This window comes from Streptomyces sp. NPDC043896, from assembly GCF_056435605.1.
In genome coordinates this window covers 186527-208230 of record NZ_JBWKEE010000001.1, presented here as the reverse complement: position 1 = coordinate 208230, position 21704 = coordinate 186527, and the positions used below count along the sequence as shown (strand labels likewise).

Annotated in this window: 18 protein-coding genes and 1 pseudogene; 5 read left to right on the top strand and 14 right to left on the bottom strand. The window is 72.6% G+C overall.

Going from position 1 to position 21704, the window contains the following annotated elements:
• Positions 1 to 102 precede the first annotated feature (102 nt).
• Together AC069X_RS01015 and AC069X_RS01010 are read left to right on the top strand one after the other, a co-directional pair.
• The gene (locus AC069X_RS01015; RefSeq protein ID WP_478723738.1) at positions 103 to 810 is read left to right on the top strand and encodes a L,D-transpeptidase family protein; all 708 of its coding nucleotides are present in this window, start codon (positions 103 to 105) and stop codon (positions 808 to 810) included.
• A gap of 90 nt (positions 811 to 900) precedes the next feature.
• Positions 901 to 1911, top strand: coding sequence for a sigma-70 family RNA polymerase sigma factor (locus AC069X_RS01010; protein ID WP_478723736.1), 1011 nt, complete (start codon positions 901 to 903; stop codon positions 1909 to 1911).
• Here the strand turns inward: AC069X_RS01010 and AC069X_RS01005 are convergent.
• The 12 genes and pseudogenes from AC069X_RS01005 to AC069X_RS00950 form a co-directional block, all read right to left on the bottom strand.
• Positions 1798 to 2169 carry an STAS domain-containing protein gene (locus AC069X_RS01005; RefSeq protein WP_478723735.1) on the bottom strand — a complete coding sequence of 124 codons (372 nt, stop codon included), beginning with the start codon at positions 2167 to 2169 and terminating at the stop codon, positions 1798 to 1800. The genes AC069X_RS01010 and AC069X_RS01005 overlap by 114 nt on opposite strands.
• 264 nt (positions 2170 to 2433) lie before the next feature.
• Positions 2434 to 3711, bottom strand: coding sequence for a thymidine phosphorylase (locus tag AC069X_RS01000; RefSeq protein WP_478723733.1), 1278 nt, complete (start codon positions 3709 to 3711; stop codon positions 2434 to 2436).
• 116 nt (positions 3712 to 3827) lie between these two features.
• The gene (locus AC069X_RS00995) at positions 3828 to 4226 is read right to left on the bottom strand and encodes a cytidine deaminase (RefSeq protein ID WP_478723731.1); all 399 of its coding nucleotides are present in this window, start codon (positions 4224 to 4226) and stop codon (positions 3828 to 3830) included.
• Positions 4223 to 5485 (bottom strand): ABC transporter permease, encoded by a 1263-nt coding sequence (locus AC069X_RS00990; RefSeq protein WP_478723729.1) that lies wholly within the window; start codon positions 5483 to 5485, stop codon positions 4223 to 4225. Before AC069X_RS00990 ends, AC069X_RS00995 begins: the two co-directional genes overlap by 4 nt.
• A complete protein-coding gene (locus AC069X_RS00985; protein WP_478723727.1) occupies positions 5482 to 6597 on the bottom strand; it encodes an ABC transporter permease in 1116 nt (371 codons plus the stop codon). The genes AC069X_RS00990 and AC069X_RS00985 overlap by 4 nt, the downstream gene beginning before the upstream one ends.
• Positions 6594 to 8294, bottom strand: coding sequence for an ABC transporter ATP-binding protein (locus AC069X_RS00980; RefSeq protein WP_478723725.1), 1701 nt, complete (start codon positions 8292 to 8294; stop codon positions 6594 to 6596). Before AC069X_RS00980 ends, AC069X_RS00985 begins: the two co-directional genes overlap by 4 nt.
• Positions 8295 to 8493: 199 nt before the next feature.
• Positions 8494 to 9558, bottom strand: a complete 1065-nt coding sequence (locus AC069X_RS00975) for a BMP family lipoprotein (RefSeq protein ID WP_478723724.1) — start codon at positions 9556 to 9558, stop codon at positions 8494 to 8496.
• A 218-nt stretch (positions 9559 to 9776) separates the two neighbouring features.
• Positions 9777 to 11033 (bottom strand): amidohydrolase, encoded by a 1257-nt coding sequence (locus tag AC069X_RS00970; RefSeq protein WP_478724329.1) that lies wholly within the window; start codon positions 11031 to 11033, stop codon positions 9777 to 9779.
• Positions 11034 to 11170: 137 nt separating this feature from the next.
• Positions 11171 to 12310 (bottom strand): hypothetical protein, encoded by a 1140-nt coding sequence (locus AC069X_RS00965; RefSeq protein WP_478723722.1) that lies wholly within the window; start codon positions 12308 to 12310, stop codon positions 11171 to 11173.
• Between the two features lie 37 nt (positions 12311 to 12347).
• Positions 12348 to 13268, bottom strand: a complete 921-nt coding sequence (locus AC069X_RS00960; RefSeq protein ID WP_478724327.1) for an N-acetylneuraminate synthase family protein — start codon at positions 13266 to 13268, stop codon at positions 12348 to 12350.
• A 378-nt stretch (positions 13269 to 13646) separates the two neighbouring features.
• Positions 13647 to 14006: pseudogene (locus tag AC069X_RS00955) on the bottom strand (cytidylyltransferase domain-containing protein); the annotation flags it as partial.
• Between the two features lie 17 nt (positions 14007 to 14023).
• Complete coding sequence (locus AC069X_RS00950) at positions 14024 to 15790, bottom strand: DUF6716 putative glycosyltransferase (RefSeq protein ID WP_478723721.1); 1767 nt, start codon at positions 15788 to 15790, stop codon at positions 14024 to 14026.
• A 182-nt stretch (positions 15791 to 15972) separates the two neighbouring features.
• On the opposite strand from AC069X_RS00950, the gene AC069X_RS00945 reads away from it, so the two are divergent.
• Positions 15973 to 16968 (top strand): glycosyltransferase family 2 protein, encoded by a 996-nt coding sequence (locus AC069X_RS00945; protein WP_478723719.1) that lies wholly within the window; start codon positions 15973 to 15975, stop codon positions 16966 to 16968.
• Complete coding sequence (locus tag AC069X_RS00940) at positions 16965 to 18302, top strand: polysialyltransferase family glycosyltransferase (RefSeq protein WP_478723717.1); 1338 nt, start codon at positions 16965 to 16967, stop codon at positions 18300 to 18302. The genes AC069X_RS00945 and AC069X_RS00940 overlap by 4 nt, the downstream gene beginning before the upstream one ends.
• A gap of 80 nt (positions 18303 to 18382) precedes the next feature.
• Here the strand turns inward: AC069X_RS00940 and leuE are convergent, their stop codons facing one another.
• Both leuE and AC069X_RS00930 read right to left on the bottom strand, forming a co-directional pair.
• Positions 18383 to 19033: a leucine efflux protein LeuE gene (gene leuE / locus AC069X_RS00935; RefSeq protein WP_478723715.1), complete on the bottom strand. Its 651-nt coding sequence runs from the start codon at positions 19031 to 19033 to the stop codon at positions 18383 to 18385.
• Positions 19034 to 19078: 45 nt separating this feature from the next.
• Complete coding sequence (locus AC069X_RS00930) at positions 19079 to 20674, bottom strand: acyl-CoA mutase large subunit family protein (RefSeq protein ID WP_478723713.1); 1596 nt, start codon at positions 20672 to 20674, stop codon at positions 19079 to 19081.
• 164 nt (positions 20675 to 20838) lie between these two features.
• Here AC069X_RS00930 and AC069X_RS00925 point away from each other — a divergent pair, with 164 nt between their 5' ends.
• Complete coding sequence (locus tag AC069X_RS00925) at positions 20839 to 21696, top strand: L,D-transpeptidase family protein (protein WP_478723711.1); 858 nt, start codon at positions 20839 to 20841, stop codon at positions 21694 to 21696.
• Positions 21697 to 21704 lie beyond the last annotated feature (8 nt).

Here is a 21704-nt window from a genome sequence, read left to right as displayed (position 1 = left end):
GTCGCGGTCAACTCCGTTCAAGGTCTGTGCGCCGTGCGCAACTCGCTCTAGCTTGGGAGGTATTGACGCCCCCACAGTGCGGGCGGAGCAGGGGAGGACCGGATGGCGGCGATACGCGTGCGCGCGCGGCGGCGGGCTGCGGTGGTGTTCGGCGGGGCTCTGGCGCTGGCGGCGCCCCTGGTGGTCGTGGGGGGCGGTACGGCCCAGGCCGCCGCCTGCAACGTGACCACCGGCCCCTACCAGCGGCAGGTCGAGCAGTTCCTCGGGCGGCCGGTGGACGGGGTCCAGTCGGCGGCCGACTGCACGGCCATCCAGTCCTTCCAGGCCACCCACGGCATCACCCCGACCATGGGGTACGCGGGGCCGCTGACCTGGCAGACGATGAGCACGATGCTGGCGCAGCGGGCGGCCGGCAAGAATCCGAACGCGGAGGGTAAGTGCCCCACCCACCTGGGGCGGATCGCCTGCGTCGACCTGACGCGCCAGCTCAGCTGGATCCAGGACGGCGCCACGCTGAAGTACGGCCCGGTGCCGGTGCGCACGGGCAAGGCGGAGACGCCGACGCGGACCGGCCTGAAGAAGATCTACTACCGGAGCATCAACCACTGGTCGACGATCTACAACGTCGCGATGCCGTACTCGCAGTTCTTCGACGGGGGCATCGCCTTCCACTCGGTCACCAAGAGCATGTGGAACCCGCCGGGTTCGGGCGGCTGCGTGAACATGACGACGACCGACGCGAAGGCGTACTGGAGCATGCTCACCAACGGTGAGGACGTGTACGTGTACGGGCGCAAGCCCGGCACCTGAACCTGACGTTCCGCGCGCGCTCCGGCTGCCGTTGTCGGACCCCTCGGGTAGTTTCCGAAGGGACGGAACACCACCTGGGGGACGGCAGCCATGAGCGATCTCGCGACCTCGTCACCGGAACTCGACGCGGCGATGGACCGCTACCGCGTCGAGCTGACCGGCTACTGCTACCGGATGCTCGGATCGGCCTTCGACGCCGAGGACGCGGTGCAGGACACGTACGTCCGCGCGTGGCGGGCGCACGAGAAGTTCGAGGGGCGGTCCTCGCTGCGGTCGTGGCTGTACCGGATCGCCACCAACGTCTGCCTGGACCTGCTGAAGGCGGGGAACCGGCGGGCCCGGCCGATGGACCTGTCCGCCCCGCAGCACCAGGCCTCCGCCGTGCTCAACGAGCGGCCCGAGGTGACCTGGCTGGAGCCGGTGCCGGACGGGCGGGTGCTGCCGCAGACCGCCGACCCGGCGGAGATGGCCCTGGCCAAGGAGTCCGTCCGGCTGGCCTTCGTCGCGGCCCTCCAGCACCTGCCGGCGAAGCAGCGGGCCGTGCTGATCCTGCGGGAGGTGCTGGCCTGGAAGGCGGACGAGGTCGCACAGCTCCTGGAGACGTCGGTGGCGTCGGTGAACAGCGCGCTCCAGCGGGCGCGGGCGACGCTGTCAGGGCAGGCGCTGCGGCCGAGCGAGCAGAAGGACCCGCTGGACGCGAAGCAGTCGAAGCTGCTGGAGCAGTACCTGTCGGCCTTCGAGGCGTACGACATCTCCCGGCTCACCGAGCTGCTCCACGAGGACGCGGTGCTGTCGATGCCGCCGTTCGACCTGTGGCTGCGGGGCCCGGCGGACATCGCCGCGTGGCACCTGAACCAGGGCATCGGCTGCAAGGGCTCGCGGCTCGTCCCGACCACGGCGAACGGGCTGCCGGCCTTCGGGCAGTACCGTCCGCGGGAGGACGGCCTGCCCGGGCACGTGCCGTGGGCGCTCCAGGTGCTGGAGGTGTCAGAGGGGCGGATCGTCGGGCTGAACGCGTTCTTGGACACCGCGCGGTGGTTCCCGCTGTTCGGGCTGCCCGAGGAGCTCTCCGAGGCCGACAAGGTGGAGCAGCGCGCGTAGCGCCGGGGCGGCACCGGTGACGGTGAAGGGGGTGCCGTGGGCACGGGCGGTGAGGGCCATGCGGGCCAGGGCGTCGACGGTGGCGAGGGTCGGGGCCGTGACGGCCCCGGCGTCGCAGACGACCCGGCGTCCGGGCGGGCCGGCCCGGCAGGCCTCGCTGACGCGGGCGCAGAGGGCGGGGACGTCGGGGCGGGGCCCTTCCAGGGCCAGGGTCGTGATCTCCACGGGGGGATGACCGTCCGCTGCCGCGGAACTCATCGGCCGGTGCCCTGCGGGGGCGGGGTGGGCCGGGCCTGGGCGGGGCGGGCGGGGCGGGCGGGTCCGCTGCGCGGGGCGGTCCCCTACCCGCCCTTCGCCCGTTCCCCGGGCTGCGCCCGGACCCCTTTCCGGGGGGCTCCGCCCCCAGACCCCCGCGCGCGGAGCGCACGGATCGGGGTCCGGGGGCGGAGTCCCGGGGAACGGTGGAAGGGCGGGGAGGGGCTGGCTCCGCGCAGCGGTACCGGCCCTCCCCCGGCCGGGGAGTTACGCGATGCGGTCCAGGACGATCGGCTTCGCCGAGAACTCCGTGCCCGCCGGGGCGACGTCGTAGCAGCCCTCCAGCGAGGACAGGGCGTACTCGAACTTCTCCGGGGTGTCCGTGTGCAGGGTCATCAGCGGCTGCCCGGCCGTGACGGTGTCGCCCGGCTTCGCGTGCAGCTCGATGCCCGCGCCCGCCTGGACCGGGTCCTCCTTGCGGGCGCGGCCCGCGCCCAGGCGCCAGGCGCCGACGCCGACCGCGTACGCGTCGAGGCGGGTCAGGACGCCCGAGGCGGAGGCGGTGACGACGTGCTGCTCGCGGGCGACCGGCAGGGCCGCGTCCGGGTCGCCGCCCTGGGCGGAGATCATCCGGCGCCACACGTCCATGGCGGAGCCGTCGGCGAGGGCCTTCGCCGGGTCGGCGTCCTTGATGCCCGCCGCGTCCAGCATCTCCTTGGCCAGCGCGATGGTCAGCTCGACCACGTCGGCCGGGCCGCCGCCGGCGAGGACCTCGACGGACTCGCGGACTTCGAGGGCGTTGCCCGCGGTGAGGCCGAGCGGGGTGGACATGTCGGTGAGCAGGGCGATCGTCTTGACGCCGCTGTCGGTGCCCAGCGCCACCATGGTGGAGGCCAGCTCGCGGGCGTCCTCGATGTTCTTCATGAAGGCGCCGGAGCCGACCTTCACGTCGAGGACGAGGGAGCCCGTGCCCTCGGCGATCTTCTTCGACATGATCGAGGAGGCGATCAGCGGGATGGCCTCGACGGTGCCGGTGACGTCGCGCAGGGCGTAGAGCTTCTTGTCGGCCGGGGCCAGGCCGTCGCCGGCCGCGCAGATGACGGCGCCGGTGGTGTCGAGGACGTTCAGCATCTCCTCGTTGGAGAGCAGGGCGCGCCAGCCCGGGATGGACTCCAGCTTGTCCAGGGTGCCGCCGGTGTGGCCGAGGCCCCGGCCGGACAGCTGCGGGACGGCCGCGCCGCAGGCGGCGACGAGCGGGGCCAGCGGGAGGGTGATCTTGTCGCCGACACCGCCGGTGGAGTGCTTGTCGGCGGTGGGGCGGGAGAGGGAGTCGAAGTTCATCCGCTCGCCGGAGGCGATCATCGCGGCGGTCCAGCGGGCGATCTCGGCCCGGTTCATGCCGTTGAGCAGGATGGCCATGGCGAGCGCCGACATCTGCTCGTCGGCGACGACGCCGCGGGTGTAGGCGTCGATGACCCAGTCGATCTGCTCGGGGCTCAGCTCACCGCGGTCCCGCTTGGTCCGGATGACGGAGATGACGTCCATGAGGTGACTTCCTTCTACGCGCATAGAGATGAGGGAGGGAGGTTCGAGGGGTTTTCGAGGAGGGGGTGAGAGCGGCGACGGCCCTCCGCCCGGCAGGGCGGAGGGCCGTCGTACGGCTATCTCAGGTGGTCGGGCCCGAAGGCCTGCGGCAGCATCGCGCTCAGCGGCAGGATCCCGTCCGGCGTCTCCACCAGCAGGTCCGGACCGCCGAACTCGTAGAGCAGCTGGCGGCAGCGCCCGCACGGTACGAGGATCTCGCCCTTGCCGTCCACGCACGTGAAGTGCGTCAGCCGGCCGCCGCCGGTGGCCTGGAGGGAGGAGACCAGGCCGCATTCCGCGCAGAGGCCGAGTCCGTAGCTCGCGTTCTCGACGTTGCAGCCGGTGACGACGCGGCCGTCGTCCACCAGGGCCGCGACCCCGACCGGGAAGCCCGAGTAGGGGGCGTACGCCCGGGTCATCGCGGCCCGGGCGGCCGTCCGCAGGGCTTCCCAGTCCACCGCCGGGTCCGGGGTCACTTGCCCTGGCCCTTGCGGTACGGCATGCCGTCCGCCTTGGGCATCCGCAGGCGCTGCGCCGACAGGGCGAGCACCAGCAGGGTGGTGACGTACGGGGCGGCGTCCACGAACTGGCTGGGCACCTGGTCGGTGGCCGCGTACCAGACGAAGAGCCCGGCGGCGCAGACCGCGGCGATGCCGGCCTGGAGGTACTTCTTCTTGTACAGCTGCCAGCCGAGGGCGATCACCAGCAGGATGGCGATCAGCAGCAGCATCGCGTGGACGTTCTCGGCGCCGCCGCGCAGCTTGAGGCTGTCGGTGAAGCCGAAGAGGCCCGCGCCGAGCGCCATGCCGCCGGGCATCCAGTTGCCGAAGATCATCGCGGCGAGACCGATGTAGCCGCGGCCGCCGGTCTGGCCCTCCTGGTAGATGCCGGTGGAGACGATCGCGAGGAAGGCGCCGCCGAGGCCCGCGAGGCCGCCGGAGACGATCACGGCGATGTACTTGTACTTGTACACGTTGACGCCGAGGGACTCGGCCGCGACCGGGTTCTCGCCGCAGGAGCGCAGGCGCAGGCCGAAGGCGGTGCGCCACAGCACCCACCAGGTGGCGGGGATCAGCAGCACGGCGACGATGGTCAGCAGCGACAGGTGCGTGACCAGGCCGCCGAGGACGCCGGCGATGTCGGAGACGAGGAACCAGTGCTTGGCCTGGAGGCTGTCCAGCCCGCTGGAGAGCCCCGGGACGGTGATCTCGGTGATGGGCTCGATGCGCGGGGACTGCTTGGAGGAGCCGCCCTCGGCCTTGTCGAAGGTGAAGTTCGACAGGTACTGGGTGAAGCCCGTCGCCAGGATGGTCACCGCCACACCGGAGACGATGTGGTTGACGTTGAAGGTGACGGTGATGATCGCGTGCAGCAGGCCGCCGAGGGCGCCGCCGACGATGCCCAGCAGGACGCCCGTCCAGGGGCCCCACTGGTAGCCGGCCCAGGCGCCGAACCAGGTGCCGAGGATCATCATGCCTTCGAGGCCGATGTTGACCACGCCGGCCCGCTCGGCCCAGAGGCCGCCGAGGCCCGCGAGGCCGATCGGCACGGCGAGCTGGAGGGCTCCGGAGACCTGGCCGACGGAGGTCAGGTCGTTCGCGCCGGAGATGACCCGGACCAGCGAGACCAGCGCGAGACCGCCCGCGATGATCAGCAGGATCCAGGGCAGGGTGAGCTTGCGGCGGCCGCCCGGCTTGGGCGCGGCTTTCGTCGTGGAAACGGTGCTGGCGCTCACGCCGCGACCTCCTTCTCGGTCTTGATGGCGTGGCCCGCGGCCAGCTCCTCGCCGACCTTCTGCTGCTGGCGGCGGATGCCGTAGCGGCGGACGAGCTCGTAGCTGACGACCACGGCGACCACGATCAGGCCCTTCATGATCGTGCCGATTTCCTTGGCGAAGCCGGCCGTGTCGAGGCCGGCGGACGCCTTGTCGATGAAGGCGATCAGCAGCGCGGCGAAGAAGATGCCGACCGGGTTGTTGCGGCCGAGCAGCGCGATGGTGATGCCGGTGAAGCCGATGCCCGCCGGGAAGGACAGGTTGTACGTGTGGGACTCGCCCAGCAGCAGCGGCATGCTGACCAGACCGGCGACGGCGCCCGAGATGAGCATCGAGGTCATGATCATCTTCTTGGCGTCCACACCGGAGGCCTGGGCCGCGGACTCGCTGGCGCCGGTGGCGCGCAGGTCGAAGCCGAAGCGGGTGCGGTTGAGCACGAACCAGTAGACGATGCCCAGCGCGAAGGCGATGAAGGTGAAGCCGTAGATCTCCATGCCGTCGCCGAGCTCGACGCCCGGGAACCAGCCGGACTCCGGGATGTCACCCGTGGTCAGGTCGTTGGAGCCGACCGGCTGCACGCCGAGGTTCTTGGGCAGGATCAGCCAGGCGATCAGCGAGGTCGCGATGGCGTTGAGCATGATCGTGGAGACGACCTCGCTCACGCCGCGCTTGGCCTTGAGGATGCCCGCGATGCCGGACCAGAAGGCGCCGACGAGCATCGCGACGAGCACGATCACCAGGATGTGCAGCGGGCCGGGCAGCGTGACCGCCGCGCCGACCAGGGCGCTGACCATCGCGGCGAGGCGGTACTGGCCGTCCACACCGATGTTGAAGAGGTTCATCCGGAAGCCGATGGCGACGGCCAGGGCTGCCAGGTAGTACGTGCCGGCCTGGTTCACGATGAGGACCTGGACGTCCTCGTAGCCGGACTGTTCGATCATGATGCGCAGCGGCTCGATCGGGTCCACGCCCGAGGCGGCCAGCACGATCATGCTGAGTACGAAGGCGCTGACCAGTGCCAGCGCGGGGCCGGCGAAGCCGAGGAGCAGCCGGTCCTTGTCGAATTTCTTCATCGGGCCTCGTCCTCCGTCGTGTCGCCGTCGACGCCGGCGGAGTGGTCGTCAGTGGCTTCCAGGTGCCCGGTGGCGGCGCCGGTCATGGCGGTGCCGAGCTCCTCGGGGGTGATCGTCGCCGGGTCGGCGTCCGCGACCAGGCGGCCGCGGTAGATGACGCGCAGCGTGTCGGACAGGCCGATCAGCTCGTCCAGGTCGGCGGAGATCAGCAGCACGGCGAGGCCCTCGCGGCGGGCCTCGCGGATCGCGTCCCAGATCTGCGCCTGCGCGCCGACGTCGACACCGCGCGTGGGGTGGGCGGCGATGAGGAACTTCGGGTTGTGGCTCATCTCGCGGCCGACGATCAGCTTCTGCTGGTTGCCGCCGGAGAGCGAGGCCGCGGTGACGTCGATGCCCGGCGTGCGGACGTCGTACTCGCGCACGATCCGCTCGGTGTCCTTGCGGGCGGCCTTCGGGTCGAGGATGCCGCGCTTGGAGTTGGGCGCCTCGGTGACGTGGCCGAGGATGCGGTTCTCCCACAGCGGGGATTCCAGCAGCAGGCCGTGGCGGTGGCGGTCCTCGGGGATGTAGCCGATGCCGCCCTCGCGGCGCTTGCGCACCGGGGTCTTGGTGATGTCGGTGCCGTCGAGGGTGATGACGCCCGCGTCGGGGCTGATCATGCCCATGAGGGCCTCGATCAGCTCGGTCTGGCCGTTGCCCTCGACGCCGGCGATGCCGAGGACCTCGCCCTTGTGGATCGTGAAGGTGATCCCGTCGAGCAGCAGGCGCCCGGCGACCGGGGCCTCGCGCAGGTCGGTGTCGGAGTCGCCTGGGTCGGCGGCGGAGGTCTCGGGGGTGACGATGGCGCCCGCGTCGGCGACGGTCAGGCCGGCGACCTCCAGCATGGGGGTCGTGGTCACCGTGGACTCGCGGGTCTCCGGCGAGGGCAGCTCGCTGCCGACCATCAGCTCGGCGAGCTGCTTGGTCGTGGCGGTCTTCGGGTCGGCGGTGCCGACCGTGGTGCCGCGGCGGATGACGGTGATGTCGTCGGCGACCTTCAGGATCTCGCCCAGCTTGTGCGAGATGAAGATGACCGTGAGGCCCTCGGCCTTGAGCTCGCGCAGGTTGTCGAAGAGCGCGTCCACTTCCTGCGGCACGAGCACGGCGGTCGGCTCGTCGAGGATGAGGGTCTTGGCGCCGCGGTAGAGGACCTTGAGGATCTCCACGCGCTGGCGGTCGGCGACACCGAGGTCCTCGATCAGGGCGTCGGGGCGCACGCCGAGGCCGTACGCGTCCGAGATCTCCTTGATCTTCTTGCGGGCCTTGGAGCCGATGCCGTACAGCTTCTCGCCGCCGAGGACGACGTTCTCCAGGACGGTGAGGTTGTCGGCGAGCATGAAGTGCTGGTGCACCATGCCGATGCCGCGGGCGATGGCCTCACCGGGGTTGCTGAAGGAGACCTGCTCCCCGTCGATGGCGATGGTGCCCTCGTCCGGCTTCTGCATGCCGTAGAGGATCTTCATCAGGGTCGACTTGCCGGCACCGTTCTCACCGATGAGGGCGTGGACCGTGCCCTTGCGGACGGAGATGGCGATGTCCTTGTTGGCGACGACGCCGGGGAAACGCTTGGTGATGCCGTTCAGTTCTACGGCGAGAGGGGGGCTGGACGCGTTGATGACGCACTCTCCTTGGCGCGGAAGGAGCTGGAAATAAGCCAAGTTGGCAGGAGGACAGGGCGGGGAGAGAAGGTATCGCGTCCACGATGCCTCTACGCGCGTAGCACTGTCGGAAGTGAAAACTTGCGGCCAAGTGGCCACAAGTTCGCACGGACTGGGGGCGATGACGCGGTGCGGGGTCCGGAGGCGGCAGAGACCGCTTCCGGACCCCGGAGACCGCGACTAATCGTCAGACAGGGCCTTACGGCGTGGTCTTGACGGTGATCTTGTTCGCGATGATGTCGGCCTTCGCCTTGTCCACCGCGGCGATCAGGTCGGCCATGTTCTTGTACTCGGGGTTGGAGTCGGCCAGGCCGACGCCGTCCTTGTCCAGGCCGTAGCGGACCTCGCCGGACTGCGGCTGGCCGTCCTTGACCGACTTGATCAGGTTGTAGACCGCGTCGGAGACGTCCTTGGTGACCGAGGTCAGGATCTTGTCCTTGTACTTGGACAGACCGGCCTGGTTGTACTGGTCGGAGTCGACACCGATGGCCCACTTGCCGTTGGTCGCGGCGGCCTCGATGGCGCCCGAGCCGGCGAGGCCGGCGGCGGCGTAGATCACGTCGGCGCCACCGTCGATCTGGCCCTTGGCGGCGGCCTTGCCCAGGTCGGGCTTGGCGAAGCCACCGAAGTCCGGCGGCTGGGAGAGGTACTTGGTCAGTACCTTGGCGTTGGGGTTGGTGTCCTTGACGCCCTGGGTGAAGCCCGCCTCGAACTTCTTGATCAGCGGAACCTCGACACCGCCGATGAAGCCGACCGTGCCGCTCTTCGACGCCTTGGCGGCGGCGACGCCGGCCAGGTAGGAGCCCTGCTCCTCGTTGAAGACCATGTTGGCGATGTTCTTGTCGGTCACCGAGGTGTCGTCGATGATGCCGAACGTGGTGTTCGGGAACTTCGCCGCGACCTTCTTGATGGCCGGCGCGTAGGCGAAGCCGACGCCGATGACCGGGTTGTTGCCCTTGCGGGCCAGCTCGGTGAGGCGCTGGACCTTGTCGGCCTCGCTCTCGCCCTCGGTGGGCTCCGCCTCGGCGCCCTTGATCTTCAGGTCCTTCTCGGCCTTCTCGAGGCCCGCGTAGGCGGCGTCGTTGAACGACTGGTCGCCGCGGCCGCCGATGTCGTAGGCGATGGCCGCACCCGCGGCGGACGCGGAGGCGCTGCCGTCGGAGGAGGGGCTGTCCGAGGACTTCTTTCCGCCACAGGCGGTGGCCGAGAGGGCCAGCGCCGCGGACGCGATGCCCACGGTGGCGATCCTGGTGATCCGGCGCAAGGGGAGGCTCCTTCAAAACCTGACCGAAGCGCCACGACCGGCGCTGGTTTCGCGGCGATCGTAACGCGCGTAGATGTCAGTTAAAGGCCCGTTCATGAGTCGTTATCGGATCGACGCGAACCGGACAGTGACCGATCGGTAACGGGACGAGCGTCCAGCCCTTGTGTACCAAGGGCTGGACGGCCCCGGTGGGAGACCCGCCGGTGTTGTATGGAGCTTTACCCGATCTTTGACGTGACGGGCCTGTTGCGGCGGCCGTCCAGGAGGGCGGCGGCCGTGAAGAACTCCACTCCGTAGCCGATCGAGGACTCGTCGACGTCGAAATCGCCCCGGTGGAGGTCCCGCTTGGCGGTGTCGCCCGGGCGGCGGACGCCGAGGCGGGCCATGGCGCCGGGGACGTGCTCCAGGTACCAGGAGAAGTCCTCGCCGCCGAGGCTCTGCTCGGTGTCCTCGACGGACTCGGGGCCGCGCCGGGCGCCCATGGCCTCCCGCAGCAGTTCGGTGACCACCGGGTCGTTCACCACCGGCGGCACCCCGCGCACGTGGTTGATCTCGAACTTGGCCCCGTGCATCGTGGCGACCTCGTCGATCGCCGCGTGGATCATGTCGGGGGCCTCGTACCAGGCGTTCAGCTCCAGGCAGCGGACGGTGCCGGAGAGCTCGGCGTGCATCGGGACCACGTTGCAGGCGTGCCCGGACTCGATCCGGCCCCAGGTGACGGACATGCCCGAGCGGGCGTCCATCCGGCGGGCGAGCAGCGCCGGCACGTCCACGGCGACCCGCGCGGCGGCCGTCACCATGTCGGTGGTCAGGTGCGGGCGGGCGGTGTGGCCGCCGGGGCCGGAGAGGGTGACCTCCAGGCGGTCGCAGGCCGAGGTGATGGGACCGGGGCGCAGGCCGATCATGCCCGCGTCCACCCGGGGGTCGCAGTGCACCGCGATGATCTTGCCGACTCCGTCCAGCACCCCGGACTCGATGGCCTCGGTCGCCCCGCCCGGCAGCACCTCCTCGGCCGGCTGGAACAGCAGGCGGACCGGCCGGGGCAGCAGGCCCTGGCGGTCGAGGTCGGCGAGGACCAGTCCGGCGCCGAGGACGACGGTGGTGTGGACGTCGTGGCCGCAGGCGTGGGCCCGGTCCGGGTAGGTGGAGCGGTACGAGACGTGCGTCTTGGCGTCCGGGATGGGCAGGGCGTCGATGTCCGCGCGCAGGGCCAGCATCGGCCGTTCCCCGTCCCAGGTGCCGACGTCACAGATGAGCCCGGTGCCGGACTTCAGGACGCGTGGTCGCAGGCCGGCTTTCTCCAGCCTGGCCTTGATCGCCGCGGTGGTACGGAACTCCTGGTGTCCTAGCTCGGGGTGCATGTGCAAGTCCCGGCGGAAGGCGATCAGTTCGGCACGCAGCCGGTCCGGCAGCTTGCCGGGCAGCTCGGGCCGGACAGGCTTGCCGGGCAGGGCGGTCTGGGGCTCGCGGGACATCAACTGGTTCACCCGTTGAAGGGTAGGCGCACGGATGGGTCAACTGTCCGGAGATCACCAAAAGTTCATGCCCTTAGGGGAAAGAAAAGCGGCCTCTGGACGCATGACCGGTTGCACCCGGGGGTAAACTCGCGCGCTCATCCGGCCGCGGGCGTGCTCCCGGCGGGCAGTCTGCGCACATCACGGGCGGTGTCCGTGACCCCGTCGAGGAAGCCGCGGGCCCTGGGCGACGCGCCGGGGGCGAGCCAGGCGGGGTCGATACCGCATACGGCCACCGTCACGCCAGTACCGGTGAGCGCGTACGGCAGCGTGTGGACGACCGTGGACGGAAAGCTGACGATCGTACGGCCCACCGGCCCCCGACGGGCGATCAGCTCCAGCGGCAGGTCCGGCCGTACGATCTCCAGCCCCGTCGCCTCGCTCAGCGCGCGCAGCTTCTCCGGCGACTCCCGGCGGTGCGCGAAGTACCGGGTCACGCCGTGCTCCCGGGTCAGGGCGGACACGGCATCCAGGTAGCGGGCCGGGTCGACGACCCCGGTCTCCACGAGGGAGGTGCCGACCAGGTCGGTGCCCCTGGTCAGGCGGGGCGGGCCGAACCGGGCACGGGTCCAGGCGAAGTCGTTGACCCGCAGCTCGGTCCCCGGCAGCGGGGTGACCGGCATCGAGGTGAACAGCTCGACGCGCCGCCCCTCCCCCGGCCGCAGCCGGCGCCGCGCCGCGCCCGACACCGGTGCGTACGCCAGTTCGCGCACCCGGGACAGGGGCCCGCCGCCGGTGCGGTGCCAGCGGCGCAGCCGCTCGCCCCGGCCGAGCTGCGCGACGAACTCCATGGTGGCGGTGCCGTCGTCGACGACGACCAGTTCGGCGGCCCGGGCCGGGACCAGCAGCAGCTGGACGAAGCGGGAGAAGGGGTCGCCGACCACGATCCGCCCGGCCCGGCGCACGGCCGGGCCGAGGGCGGCCAGCGCCCGCAGGGGGGCGCCGGAGCCGCCGCGGGCCTCCTGCCAGTGCACGGCGTACCCCTCGTCGCGGGCGATCCCGGCGACCCGGCGCAGCTGCCCCCGGGACATGGGGTCGGTGGGCGGCAGGACGACGATCCGCAGCCGGTCGGCGACGGTGCGCGGGTCCGGCCGGCGGCGCTCGGCGAGGGGGCCGGGCTGGGCCGGGACGGCGGCCAGCAGGGGCTCGTGCCCGCGCCGGGTGTGCGCCCACTCCAGCACGTTGAGGAGCTGGACCGGGCTCTCCACGAGGGCCAGGGTGGAGGCGGAAGGGTTCACCACGTACTCCGTCGGGGGAGGAGGGGCGGCGGCCGGCTCAGATCGCGGCCGGGGCGGGGACGGTTCCCTGGACCCGGCGGAGCTTCTTCATGGGGCCGAGTTCGGAGGGGTAGACGCGCTTGACGCCGTCGCCGAGGGCGGTCTCGATGGTGCGGATGTCGCGGACGAGGCGGGCGAGGCCGCCGGGTTCGACGGAGGCGGCCTGGTCGGAGCCCCACATGGCGCGGTCGAGGGTGATGTGCCGTTCGACGAAGGTGGCGCCGAGGGCGACGGCGGCCAGGGTGGTCTGGAGGCCGGTCTCGTGGCCGGAGTAGCCGATCGGGACGTTGGGGTACTCCTCCTGGAGGGTGTTGATGACCCGCAGGTTCAGCTCCTCGGCCTTGGCCGGGTAGGTCGAAGTGGCGTGGCAGAGGAGGATGTTGTCGCTGCCGAGCACCTCGACGGCGTGCCGGATCTGCCGGGGGGTGGACATGCCGGTGGAGAGGACGACGGTGCGGCCGGTGGCGCGCAGGGTGCGCAGCAGGTCGTCGTCGGTGAGGCAGGCGGAGGCCACCTTGTGGGCGGGGAGGTCGAACTTCTCCAGGAAGGCGACGGCCTCGGTGTCCCAGGGGGAGGCGAACCAGGCGATGCCGCGCCGGGCGCAGTGCTCGTCGATGGCGAGGTAGTCGGCCTCGCCGAACTCGACGCGGTGGCGGTAGTCGATGTAGGTCATCCGGCCCCAGGGGGTGTCGCGCTCGATGTCCCACTGGTCGCGGGGGGTGCAGATCTCGGGGGTGCGCTTCTGGAACTTGACGGCGTCGCATCCGGCTTCGGCGGCGGCGTCGATCAGGGCGAAGGCGGTGCCGAGGTCGCCGTTGTGGTTGATGCCGATCTCGCCGACGACGTAGACGGGGCGGCCGGGGCCGGCGACGCGGGGGCCGAAGGTGCGGAGGCGGGGTTCGGTGGTGGCGACCGTCATGGCGGGTGGCGTCCTTCGCTCGGTGCGTGGGGTGTGGTGCGGGGTGCTCTGGCTCTGCGGGGTGTTCTGCGGGGTGTCGAACAGGGGCGCGAGGAGGCGGGCGCGGGCGAGGTCGTGGGGGTCGTCGACCTCCAGGACCCGCGCCGGGTCGCCCGGTACGGGCAGGACCCGGCCGAAGAAGCGGTGCCGGGCGGTGCGGAAGCCGGCGGCGGCCATGGCGTAGGCGGCGCCGGTCTCCAGGAGTTCCTCGGGGCGGTCCTGGCGGCGGGGACGGTACGAGGCCTCGTGGTTGACCCCGCTCCCGGAGCCGTCGGCGGCACGCCGCCAGAGGAAGCCGTGGAAGGGGGCGGTGGTCAGGGCCGAGTCGGCGCCGCCCGAGGCGACGGCGGCGGCGACGGACTCGACGTCCGGGCCGGTGAGGAAGGGGCTGGTGCACTGGACGAGGAGGACGACGTCCACGGTGAGCGAGTGCAGCTCCTCGAAGGCCTCCAGGGCGTGCAGGACGGCGGCCTCGCTGCTCGCGGTGTCCCCGGAGAGGGCGGCGGGACGGGCGATCACGTGGGCGCCGGCGGCGCGGGCGGCGGCCGCCACCGACTCGGAGTCGGTGGAGACCACCACGTCGGTGACGGTGGGCGCGGCCCGGCAGGCCCGCACGGCGCGGGCGACGAGCGGCACCCCGCCGACGGGGGCGGTGTTCTTGCCGGGCACCCCCTTGGACCCGCCGCGCGCCGGGATCACGGCGAGGACCCGGGGGCTCACAGCTCGCCCAGCCTGCGGATCACCGGGGCGACGCGCTGGACCCCGTGCCGGTAGGCGCCCCGGGCGGCCTCGCGCAGGTGCGCCCGCAGCCACCGCCGGGCCGCCGACCCGTCCGGCCGGACGGCGCCCGGCAGCGGGGTCCCGTCGGGGGCGAGGTGCTGCCGGGCCAGGATCCCGGGGAGGTACCCGGGGGCGGTGGCGAGGGTGTAGTACGGGGCGACGGGCGGCAGCCGGTCGAGCGCGAGCAGCCCGCCGAGGCGCTCCCGCGCGGCGGCGTAGGGGTCGCCGTCGGCGGACCCCGCTGCGGCGGACGCGGGCGGAGTGGATCCCCGGGCGGCGGACGCAGGGCCGGCGGACGCGGGGCCGGCGGACGCGGGCGCGGCGGACGCGGGCGCGGCGGACGCGGGTGCGGCTGACCCGCCGCCGGAGGACCCGAACGGGTCGGACCCCGGGCCGGCGGGCCTGGTGCCGGCAGGCCCCGGGGCTGCCGGCACAGCCGGGGCGGCATCCGGGCCCGCGGGGCCGGATGCGGCCCACCCGGATGCGGCGGACCCCGGCGCGGCGGGCCCGGGCGCGGCGGGCCCGGGCGCGGCGGGCCCGGGCGCGGCGGGCCCGGGCGCGGCGGGCCCGGGCGCGGCGGGCCCGGGCGCGGCGGGGCCGGGCGCGGCGGGGCTGGGGGCGGCCGGCACCCCGTCGGCCGTCCCCGGGCGGGCGGCCCCCGGCGCGGGGGGTGCGGCCGGGACGCCGTGGGCCGCCATCCAGGCGGGGTCCCCCTGCGGCAGCAGCCCCGCGTCCAGCTGGTCCCACGACGCCAGGCAGCCGGAGCCGAGGAAGTGCTGGTTGCCGAGCGCCTCGCGGATGCCGAGGTCGGTCAGGACCGCGGTCGGGATGCCCCGGTGCAGGGACTCCAGGGCGGCGGTGGAGGAGACCGTGACCAGCAGGTCGGCGGCGTCCAGTACCTCGCCCATGTTCCCGTAGGCGAGCCGGCAGTTGGGCGGGAGCCCGCCGGGGAGCCGCTCGGCGAGGCGCTGGTAGGGGTGCTCCTCCAGGTGCGTGGTGTGTTCCCCGGGCCGGCTGCGCAGCTTGACCAGTACCTCGCGCTGCGGGTGCAGCCGGGCGTGCCGGGCGGCGCGGCCCAGCAGGTAGGTGCGGTCGGCGCGGCTCTCGGGCACGGAGGGCTGGACGGCGAAGACCACCCGGCGGGCCGTGCTCCCGGTGCTCTCGTACGGGGCTCCCGCCAGGAAGGGCAGGGCGGTCTCGGTGACGGCGTCCGGGCCGGCGCCGGCGCCCTCGTACACGGCGCGGAAGCGGTCGGCGTCGTGGCGCGAGTTGGCGAGGACCAGGTCGGCCCCGTGCCGCAGCAGCAGCCCGTCGGCGAGCTTCTCGTAGACGACCCCGACGTACCCGGTGACGAACACGGGCCGGGCGGCGGGCTCCGGCCACAGGGCGCGGGCCCCGTGCAGGACGGCCTGGACGGCGCCGCCGACGAGGGCGAGGACGACCACGTCGTGGCGTTCGCGCCCGCCCGCGATCTCGGCGAGGAACTCGGCGCAGGTCACCTCCACCGGCTCGCCGTCCGCCGCGGCCCCCGCCTCGCCGAGCTGGCGGGCGGTGGGGGTGGCCCGGCCGCGCAGCAGGTACCCGGTGACATGGTGGTTCCCGGGGGCGAGGCGGCGGGCGGTGAGGGCGCCCCATTTCCAGCGTGTGTCGGAATCGGCGAGTACGGCGATGCGTAGATCGGCCCGGCTGGCTCTGAATGGCACTGGCACCCGGCAGAAGCTATTCCGCATTTCCGGTGTTCGGCCCAACGAGCGCACAACGGCGGGTTAACAACCCGTCGACGAAATGCGAAAGCGCCCGGGTTAACGCGCCCGCCCCGCGCCGTTCACATGGAATACGCATCCGGGCCACGGTGAATGCCGGGGGGCGCCTTAATGTCTCGCGGGTGCTCAAGCTCTCTGTTGTCGTGCCGTTCTACAACGTGCAGACGTACGCACCGGATGCCCTGAAGAGTCTCGAACTCAACGCCCGCGAGGATTTCGAGTTCCTGCTGGTCGACGACCGTTCCACGGACGGGACGCCCGAGCTGCTGGAGCGCGCGGCGGCCGGCGGGGTGCCGGGGGCGGTGCACCTCAGACGGGACCGCAACGGCGGGCTCGCCTCCGCCCGCAACACGGGGCTGGACGCGGCGCGGGGGGAGTACATCGCCTTCCTGGACGGCGACGACTGGCTCTCGCCGGGCCACTTCGCCCGTACCCTGGCCGCCGTCGAGGCGCTGGGCTGCGATTTCGTACGGACCGACCACGTCCAGGTGACGGGCCGGGCGCGCAGCGTGCAGCGGGTTCCGTACGGGCCGGAGGGGGTGGTGGGGGATCCGCGCGCCGGGATCCTGCCGGCCTCGCGGGCCACCGCGGTGGACTACCCGTACGCCTGGGCGGGGATGTACCACCGGCGGCTGCTGGACCGGGGGCTGCTGCACTTCACCGACGGGCTGCGGACGGCGGAGGACCGGCCGTGGATCTGGCGGCTGCACCGCGAGGCGGCGTCCTTCGCGGCGGTGGGCCTGCCGGGGGTGTTCTACCGGCGGGGCATTTCCACTTCGTTGACGCAGATCGGCGACGAACGGCAGCTCGATTTCATTCGCGCATTCGACGAGGTCCTCGCCGGGGTGACGGCCGACCGGGAATGCGAACTCCTGATCCCCAAAGCCGTCCGAACATATTGTGCGATCATCGCGCACCATATCGGCTCCATCGAGAGGTTCGAACCGGCCGTGGCGAAAAAACTCCGCTCCATGAGCACGGCCGCGCTCGGCCGCATGCCGGCGCCGGTGCTGGACCGGGTCGTCGCCTCGATGGACGCCGAGCGCGCCGCCCTGCTCCGGGGACTGCGCCGCAGGCGGCGTCCCTCGGCGGCCCGTGTCGCGGGGGCGGCCGCGTGAACGTCACCCAGATCTTCCTCGTCTCCACCCTCTACGGGTCGGCCACCCTCGCCGCCGCCCTCGACTCGGGCTGCTTCCCCCCGGCCGGCCGGCGGATCCTGCTGACCAGCAACCACTCCCTCACCCCCGAGATCACCCCCGGGGTCGGTGCGGCACCGGGCTTCGGGGTGCTGCGGACCCGCTTCGACGAGGTCCTCGACTGGAACGCGTTCGTCGCCCCGCAGCACCCCAGCAGCTGGGCCCCGCGCCCGGAGGACGTGCCGATGTGGGAGCGGCAGCTGCGCGCGCAGTGGGGGCTGGGCGGGGACCGGGTGGAACTGGTCGTGGAGTCCCTCCAGGTGCCGCCCGCGCAGAGCCTGTGCCGGGTCTTCCCGGGGGCGGCGGTCGACGTCTACGCCGACGGGCTGATGTCGTACGGGCCGACCCGCTTCCGCCTGGACCCGCAGATCGGCATGCGGGTGCGGCGGGTGCTGCACCCGGACCTGGTGCCGGGACTGGAGCCGCTGCTGCTGACCGAGTTCGGGGTGCGGGGGGAGGTGGTGCCGGCGCCGGCCGTGCTGAAGGTGCTGGCCGAACTGGCGGACGTCCAGGAGGTCACCGCGTACGCGCCCCGCGAGGAGGAGCCGCCCGCCCTGCTGCTGGGCCAGTACCTGTCGGCGCTGGACCTGATGTCCCCCGACGAGGAGGAGGAGCTGCACGCCGACATGGTGCGCGGCGCCTCCGAGTGGGGGCACCGGGAGCTGGTGTTCAAACCGCACCCGAGCGCCCCGGCGGCGTACTGGCAGCGGGCGCGGGCCGAGGCGGAGCGGCTCGGGGCGCGCCTGACGGTGCTGACGGCCCCGGTGCCGGCGGAGACGCTGTACCAGCGGCTGCGCCCGGCGCTGGTGGTGGGCTGCTTCTCGACGGGGCTGCTGACGGCGCGGGCCCTGTACGGGATCCCGGTGGCGCGGACGGGGACGGGGGCGCTGCTGGCCCGGCTGGCCCCGTACCAGAACAGCAACCGGATCCCGCTGACGCTGGTGGACGCGCTGGTGCCGGACCTGCACGGGCCGGCGCAGGACCCCCCGGCGGACCTGGCCGGGCTGGTGGCGGCGGTGGGCTTCACCATGCAGCCCCGGGTGCTGGCCGGGCGCCGGGCGGAGGCCGAGGCCTACCTCGCCCGGCACCTGACCCCGCAGACCCGGCGCTACTTCGGCCGCCGCCGGCTGACCACGCTGGGCCTGCCGGGCGGCATCCCCGCGCAGCTGTCGTTCCTGCCCCGGAGTCCGGCCGTGCGGCGGACGGTGCACCGGCTGCGCAGGCGGCTGGGCAAGCGGCTGGGCGGCGTCGGCTGACGCCCGCCGGGCGGGGTGCGCCAGGGCGGGGTGGGCCCCGGGCGAGGTGCGCCGGGCAGGGCGCGCCGGGGTGGCCGGGATCAGCTGACGGCCAGCTTGGCCGCGAAGCCGAGGAAGATCACGCCGGCCGCCGAGGTCGCCCCGGCGGACAGCCGCTTGCGGCGCCGGAAGGCGGCGGACAGGCGGGTCCCGGCGAATATCAGGGTGGACAGGTAGAGGAAGCTGACCAGCTGCGAGACCGTACCGAGCAGCAGGAACGACAGCGCCGGGTAGGCGTACCCGGGGTCGACGAACTGCACGAAGAAGGACAGCAGGAAGAGGATCGCCTTCGGGTTGAGCAGGCTCACCAGCAGCGCCCGCCGGTACGGCCGCTCGGCCGCTCCGGCCGGCTCCTCGCCGGTGACGAGCTCCTCGTGGCGGGCCCGGCGGGTGCGCCACATGCCCCAGGCGGCCCGCATCATGCCGACGGCCAGCCAGCCGAGGTAGCCGGCGCCGAGCACCTTGACCACGGTGAACAGGACCGGGCTGGTCTGGAGGAGCGCGCCCGCGCCGACCGCCGCGAGCACCATGAGCACGGTGTCCCCGGTGAACACGCCGCAGGCGGCCTTGTAGCCCTCCTTGACCCCGCGCCGTGAGGCGACGGAGAGCACGTAGAGCGAGTTCGGCCCCGGCAGCAGCACGATCAGCGCGACGGCCGCGAGATAAGTAGGAAGATCTGTCACACCCAGCATGGGCAGGAGTGTCCCACGAGGACACACCTGTCGCGCCAGTCCATTTCAGTGGGCGGGACCGGACGGTTCGTAGCCACCCCAGACCTCCCTGAGCACCCCGCACACCTCCCCCACCGTGGCCCGCGCCCGCAGGGCCTCCTTCATCGGCGGCAGGACGTTCTCCCGCGTCCCGGCCGCCGCCGACCGCAGGGCGGCCAGCGCCCCGGCCACGGTCCGTCCGTCCCGCTCCGCCCTGAGCCGTTCCAGGGCGGCGCACTGCCGGGCCTCGATCGCCGGGTCGACCCGCAGCGGCTCGTACGGCTCCTCCCGCTCCAGCGCGAAGCGGTTGACGCCGACCACGATCCGCTCCCCGGCCTCCTGCTCCCGGGCGATCCGGTAGGCGTTGGCCTCGATCTCCTCCTTCTGGAAGCCGGCCTCGATCGCGGCGACCGCCCCGCCCATGTCCTCGATCCGCCGCATCAGCGCCAGCGCGGCCTCCTCCACCTGGTCCGTCATCCGCTCGACCGCGTACGACCCGGCGAAGGGGTCGACGGTCAGCGGCACGTCCGTCTCGTACGCGAGCACCTGCTGGGTGCGCAGCGCGAGACGGGCCGCCTTCTCCGTCGGCAGCGCGATGGCCTCGTCGAAGGAGTTGGTGTGCAGCGACTGGGTGCCGCCCAGCACGGCGGCCAGCGCCTGCACTCCGACGCGTACGAGGTTCAGCTCGGGCTGCTGCGCCGTCAGCTGCACCCCGGCCGTCTGGGTGTGGAAGCGCAGCATCAGCGACTTCGGGTTCCGGGCGCCGAACTCCTCGCGCATGACCCGGGCCCAGATCCGCCGGGCGGCCCGGAACTTGGCGACCTCCTCCAGCAGGGTGGTGCGGGCGACGAAGAAGAAGGACAGCCGGGGCGCGAACTCGTCGACCGCCATCCCGGCGGCGAGCGCGGTGCGGACGTAGGCGATCGCGTCGGCGAGGGTGAAGGCGATCTCCTGCACGGGCGAGGCCCCGGCCTCGGCCATGTGGTAGCCGGAGACGGAGATGGTGTTCCAGCGGGGGATCTCGTCGCGGCAGTAGCGGAAGGTGTCGGCGGTCAGCCGCAGGGAGGGCCCGGGCGGGAAGATGTACGTCCCGCGCGCGATGTACTCCTTCAGGACGTCGTTCTGCACGGTGCCCGTCAGCCGCTCGCCCGGGATGCCCTGTTCCTCCGCGACCAGCTGGTACATCAGGAGCAGCAGGGCGGCCGGGGCGTTGATGGTCATCGAGGTGGACACCCGGTCGAGGGGGATCCCGGCGAGGAGCACCCGCATGTCCTCGACGGAGTCGACGGCGACGCCGACCTTGCCGACCTCCCCGTGCGCGAGCGGGGCGTCGGAGTCGTGTCCCATCTGCGTCGGCAGGTCGAAGGCCACGGACAGGCCGGTCCCGCCGCCCTCGATCAGGGCCCGGTAGCGGGCGTTGGACTCGGCGGCGGTGCCGAAGCCGGCGTACTGCCGCATGGTCCAGGGCCGCCCGGTGTACATGGTGGGGTGGATGCCGCGGGTGTACGGGTACTCGCCCGGCGCACCGAGGCGCTCCCGGGGGTCCCAGCCCGTCAGGTCGGCCGGTCCGTAGACCGGTTCGACCGGGATTCCGCTCTCGGTCCGTGGCGTGGAACGGGCCATGGGGTGAAGCCTCCGTGTCCGGGGAGCCGACGGGCCGGGGGCCGATACGACCTCGCCCGCGGCGACCGCTGGTCACAATGGGGCAACATCGCGCGTTCCTCCGCAACTGTCCACGCCCGTGAGGCATCACCTAGATACACGACGTTGAACTCGGGGGACCCGCCATGCACCGACAGAGAGCCATCATCCGCACGCTCGGCCTGGCCGCCGCCGTCGCGCTCGCCGCGACCGCGTGCGGCCCCCAGAGTCCCGGTGCCGGTCCGGCCGCTCCCTCCTCACCGGCGGGCGGATCCCCCTCGGCGTCCCCGTCCAAGCAGGACGACAAGCCCGGCACGGCCTCGCCCTCCGCTTCGTCCCCGTCCGCCCCCTCCGGTTCGGCGGCGCCCGGCGCCAAGCCGCTGATGGCCAACGGCGACGAGAGCGAGCAGGTCCGCGAGCTCCAGGCGCGGCTGCGCCAGCTCAAGCTGGTCTCGACGGCGCCCACCGCCTTCTACGGCTCGAAGACGACCGCGGCGGTCAAGACCTTCCAGTCGCAGCACGGGCTGCCGGCGACCGGGTCGGTGGACGAGGCGACCTGGCAGAAGGTGCTGGGCCTCACCAAGCAGCCGACGGAGCAGGAGCTGCGTCCGCCGACCACCAACGAGGTGGACGCCCCGGACCCGCGCTGCATGCAGGGCCGGGTCCTGTGCATCAGCAAGGAGAGCCGCACCCTCGCCTGGATGATCGACGGCAAGGTGGTCTCCTCGATGGACGTGCGCTTCGGCTCGGAGAACACGCCGACCCGCGAGGGCCTGTTCCAGGTGGACTGGAAGGCGAGGGAGTGGACGTCGACGCTCTACCACACGTCGATGCCGTACTCGATGTTCTTCAGCCACGGCCAGGCGGTGCACTACTCGTCCGACTTCGCGGCCCGCGGCTACGACGGCGCCTCGCACGGCTGCGTGAACGTCCGGGACAAGAAGAAGCTGGCGGAGGTGTTCGACCAGGTGCAGGTCGGCGACAAGGTCGTCGTCTACTGGTGATCGGGGCG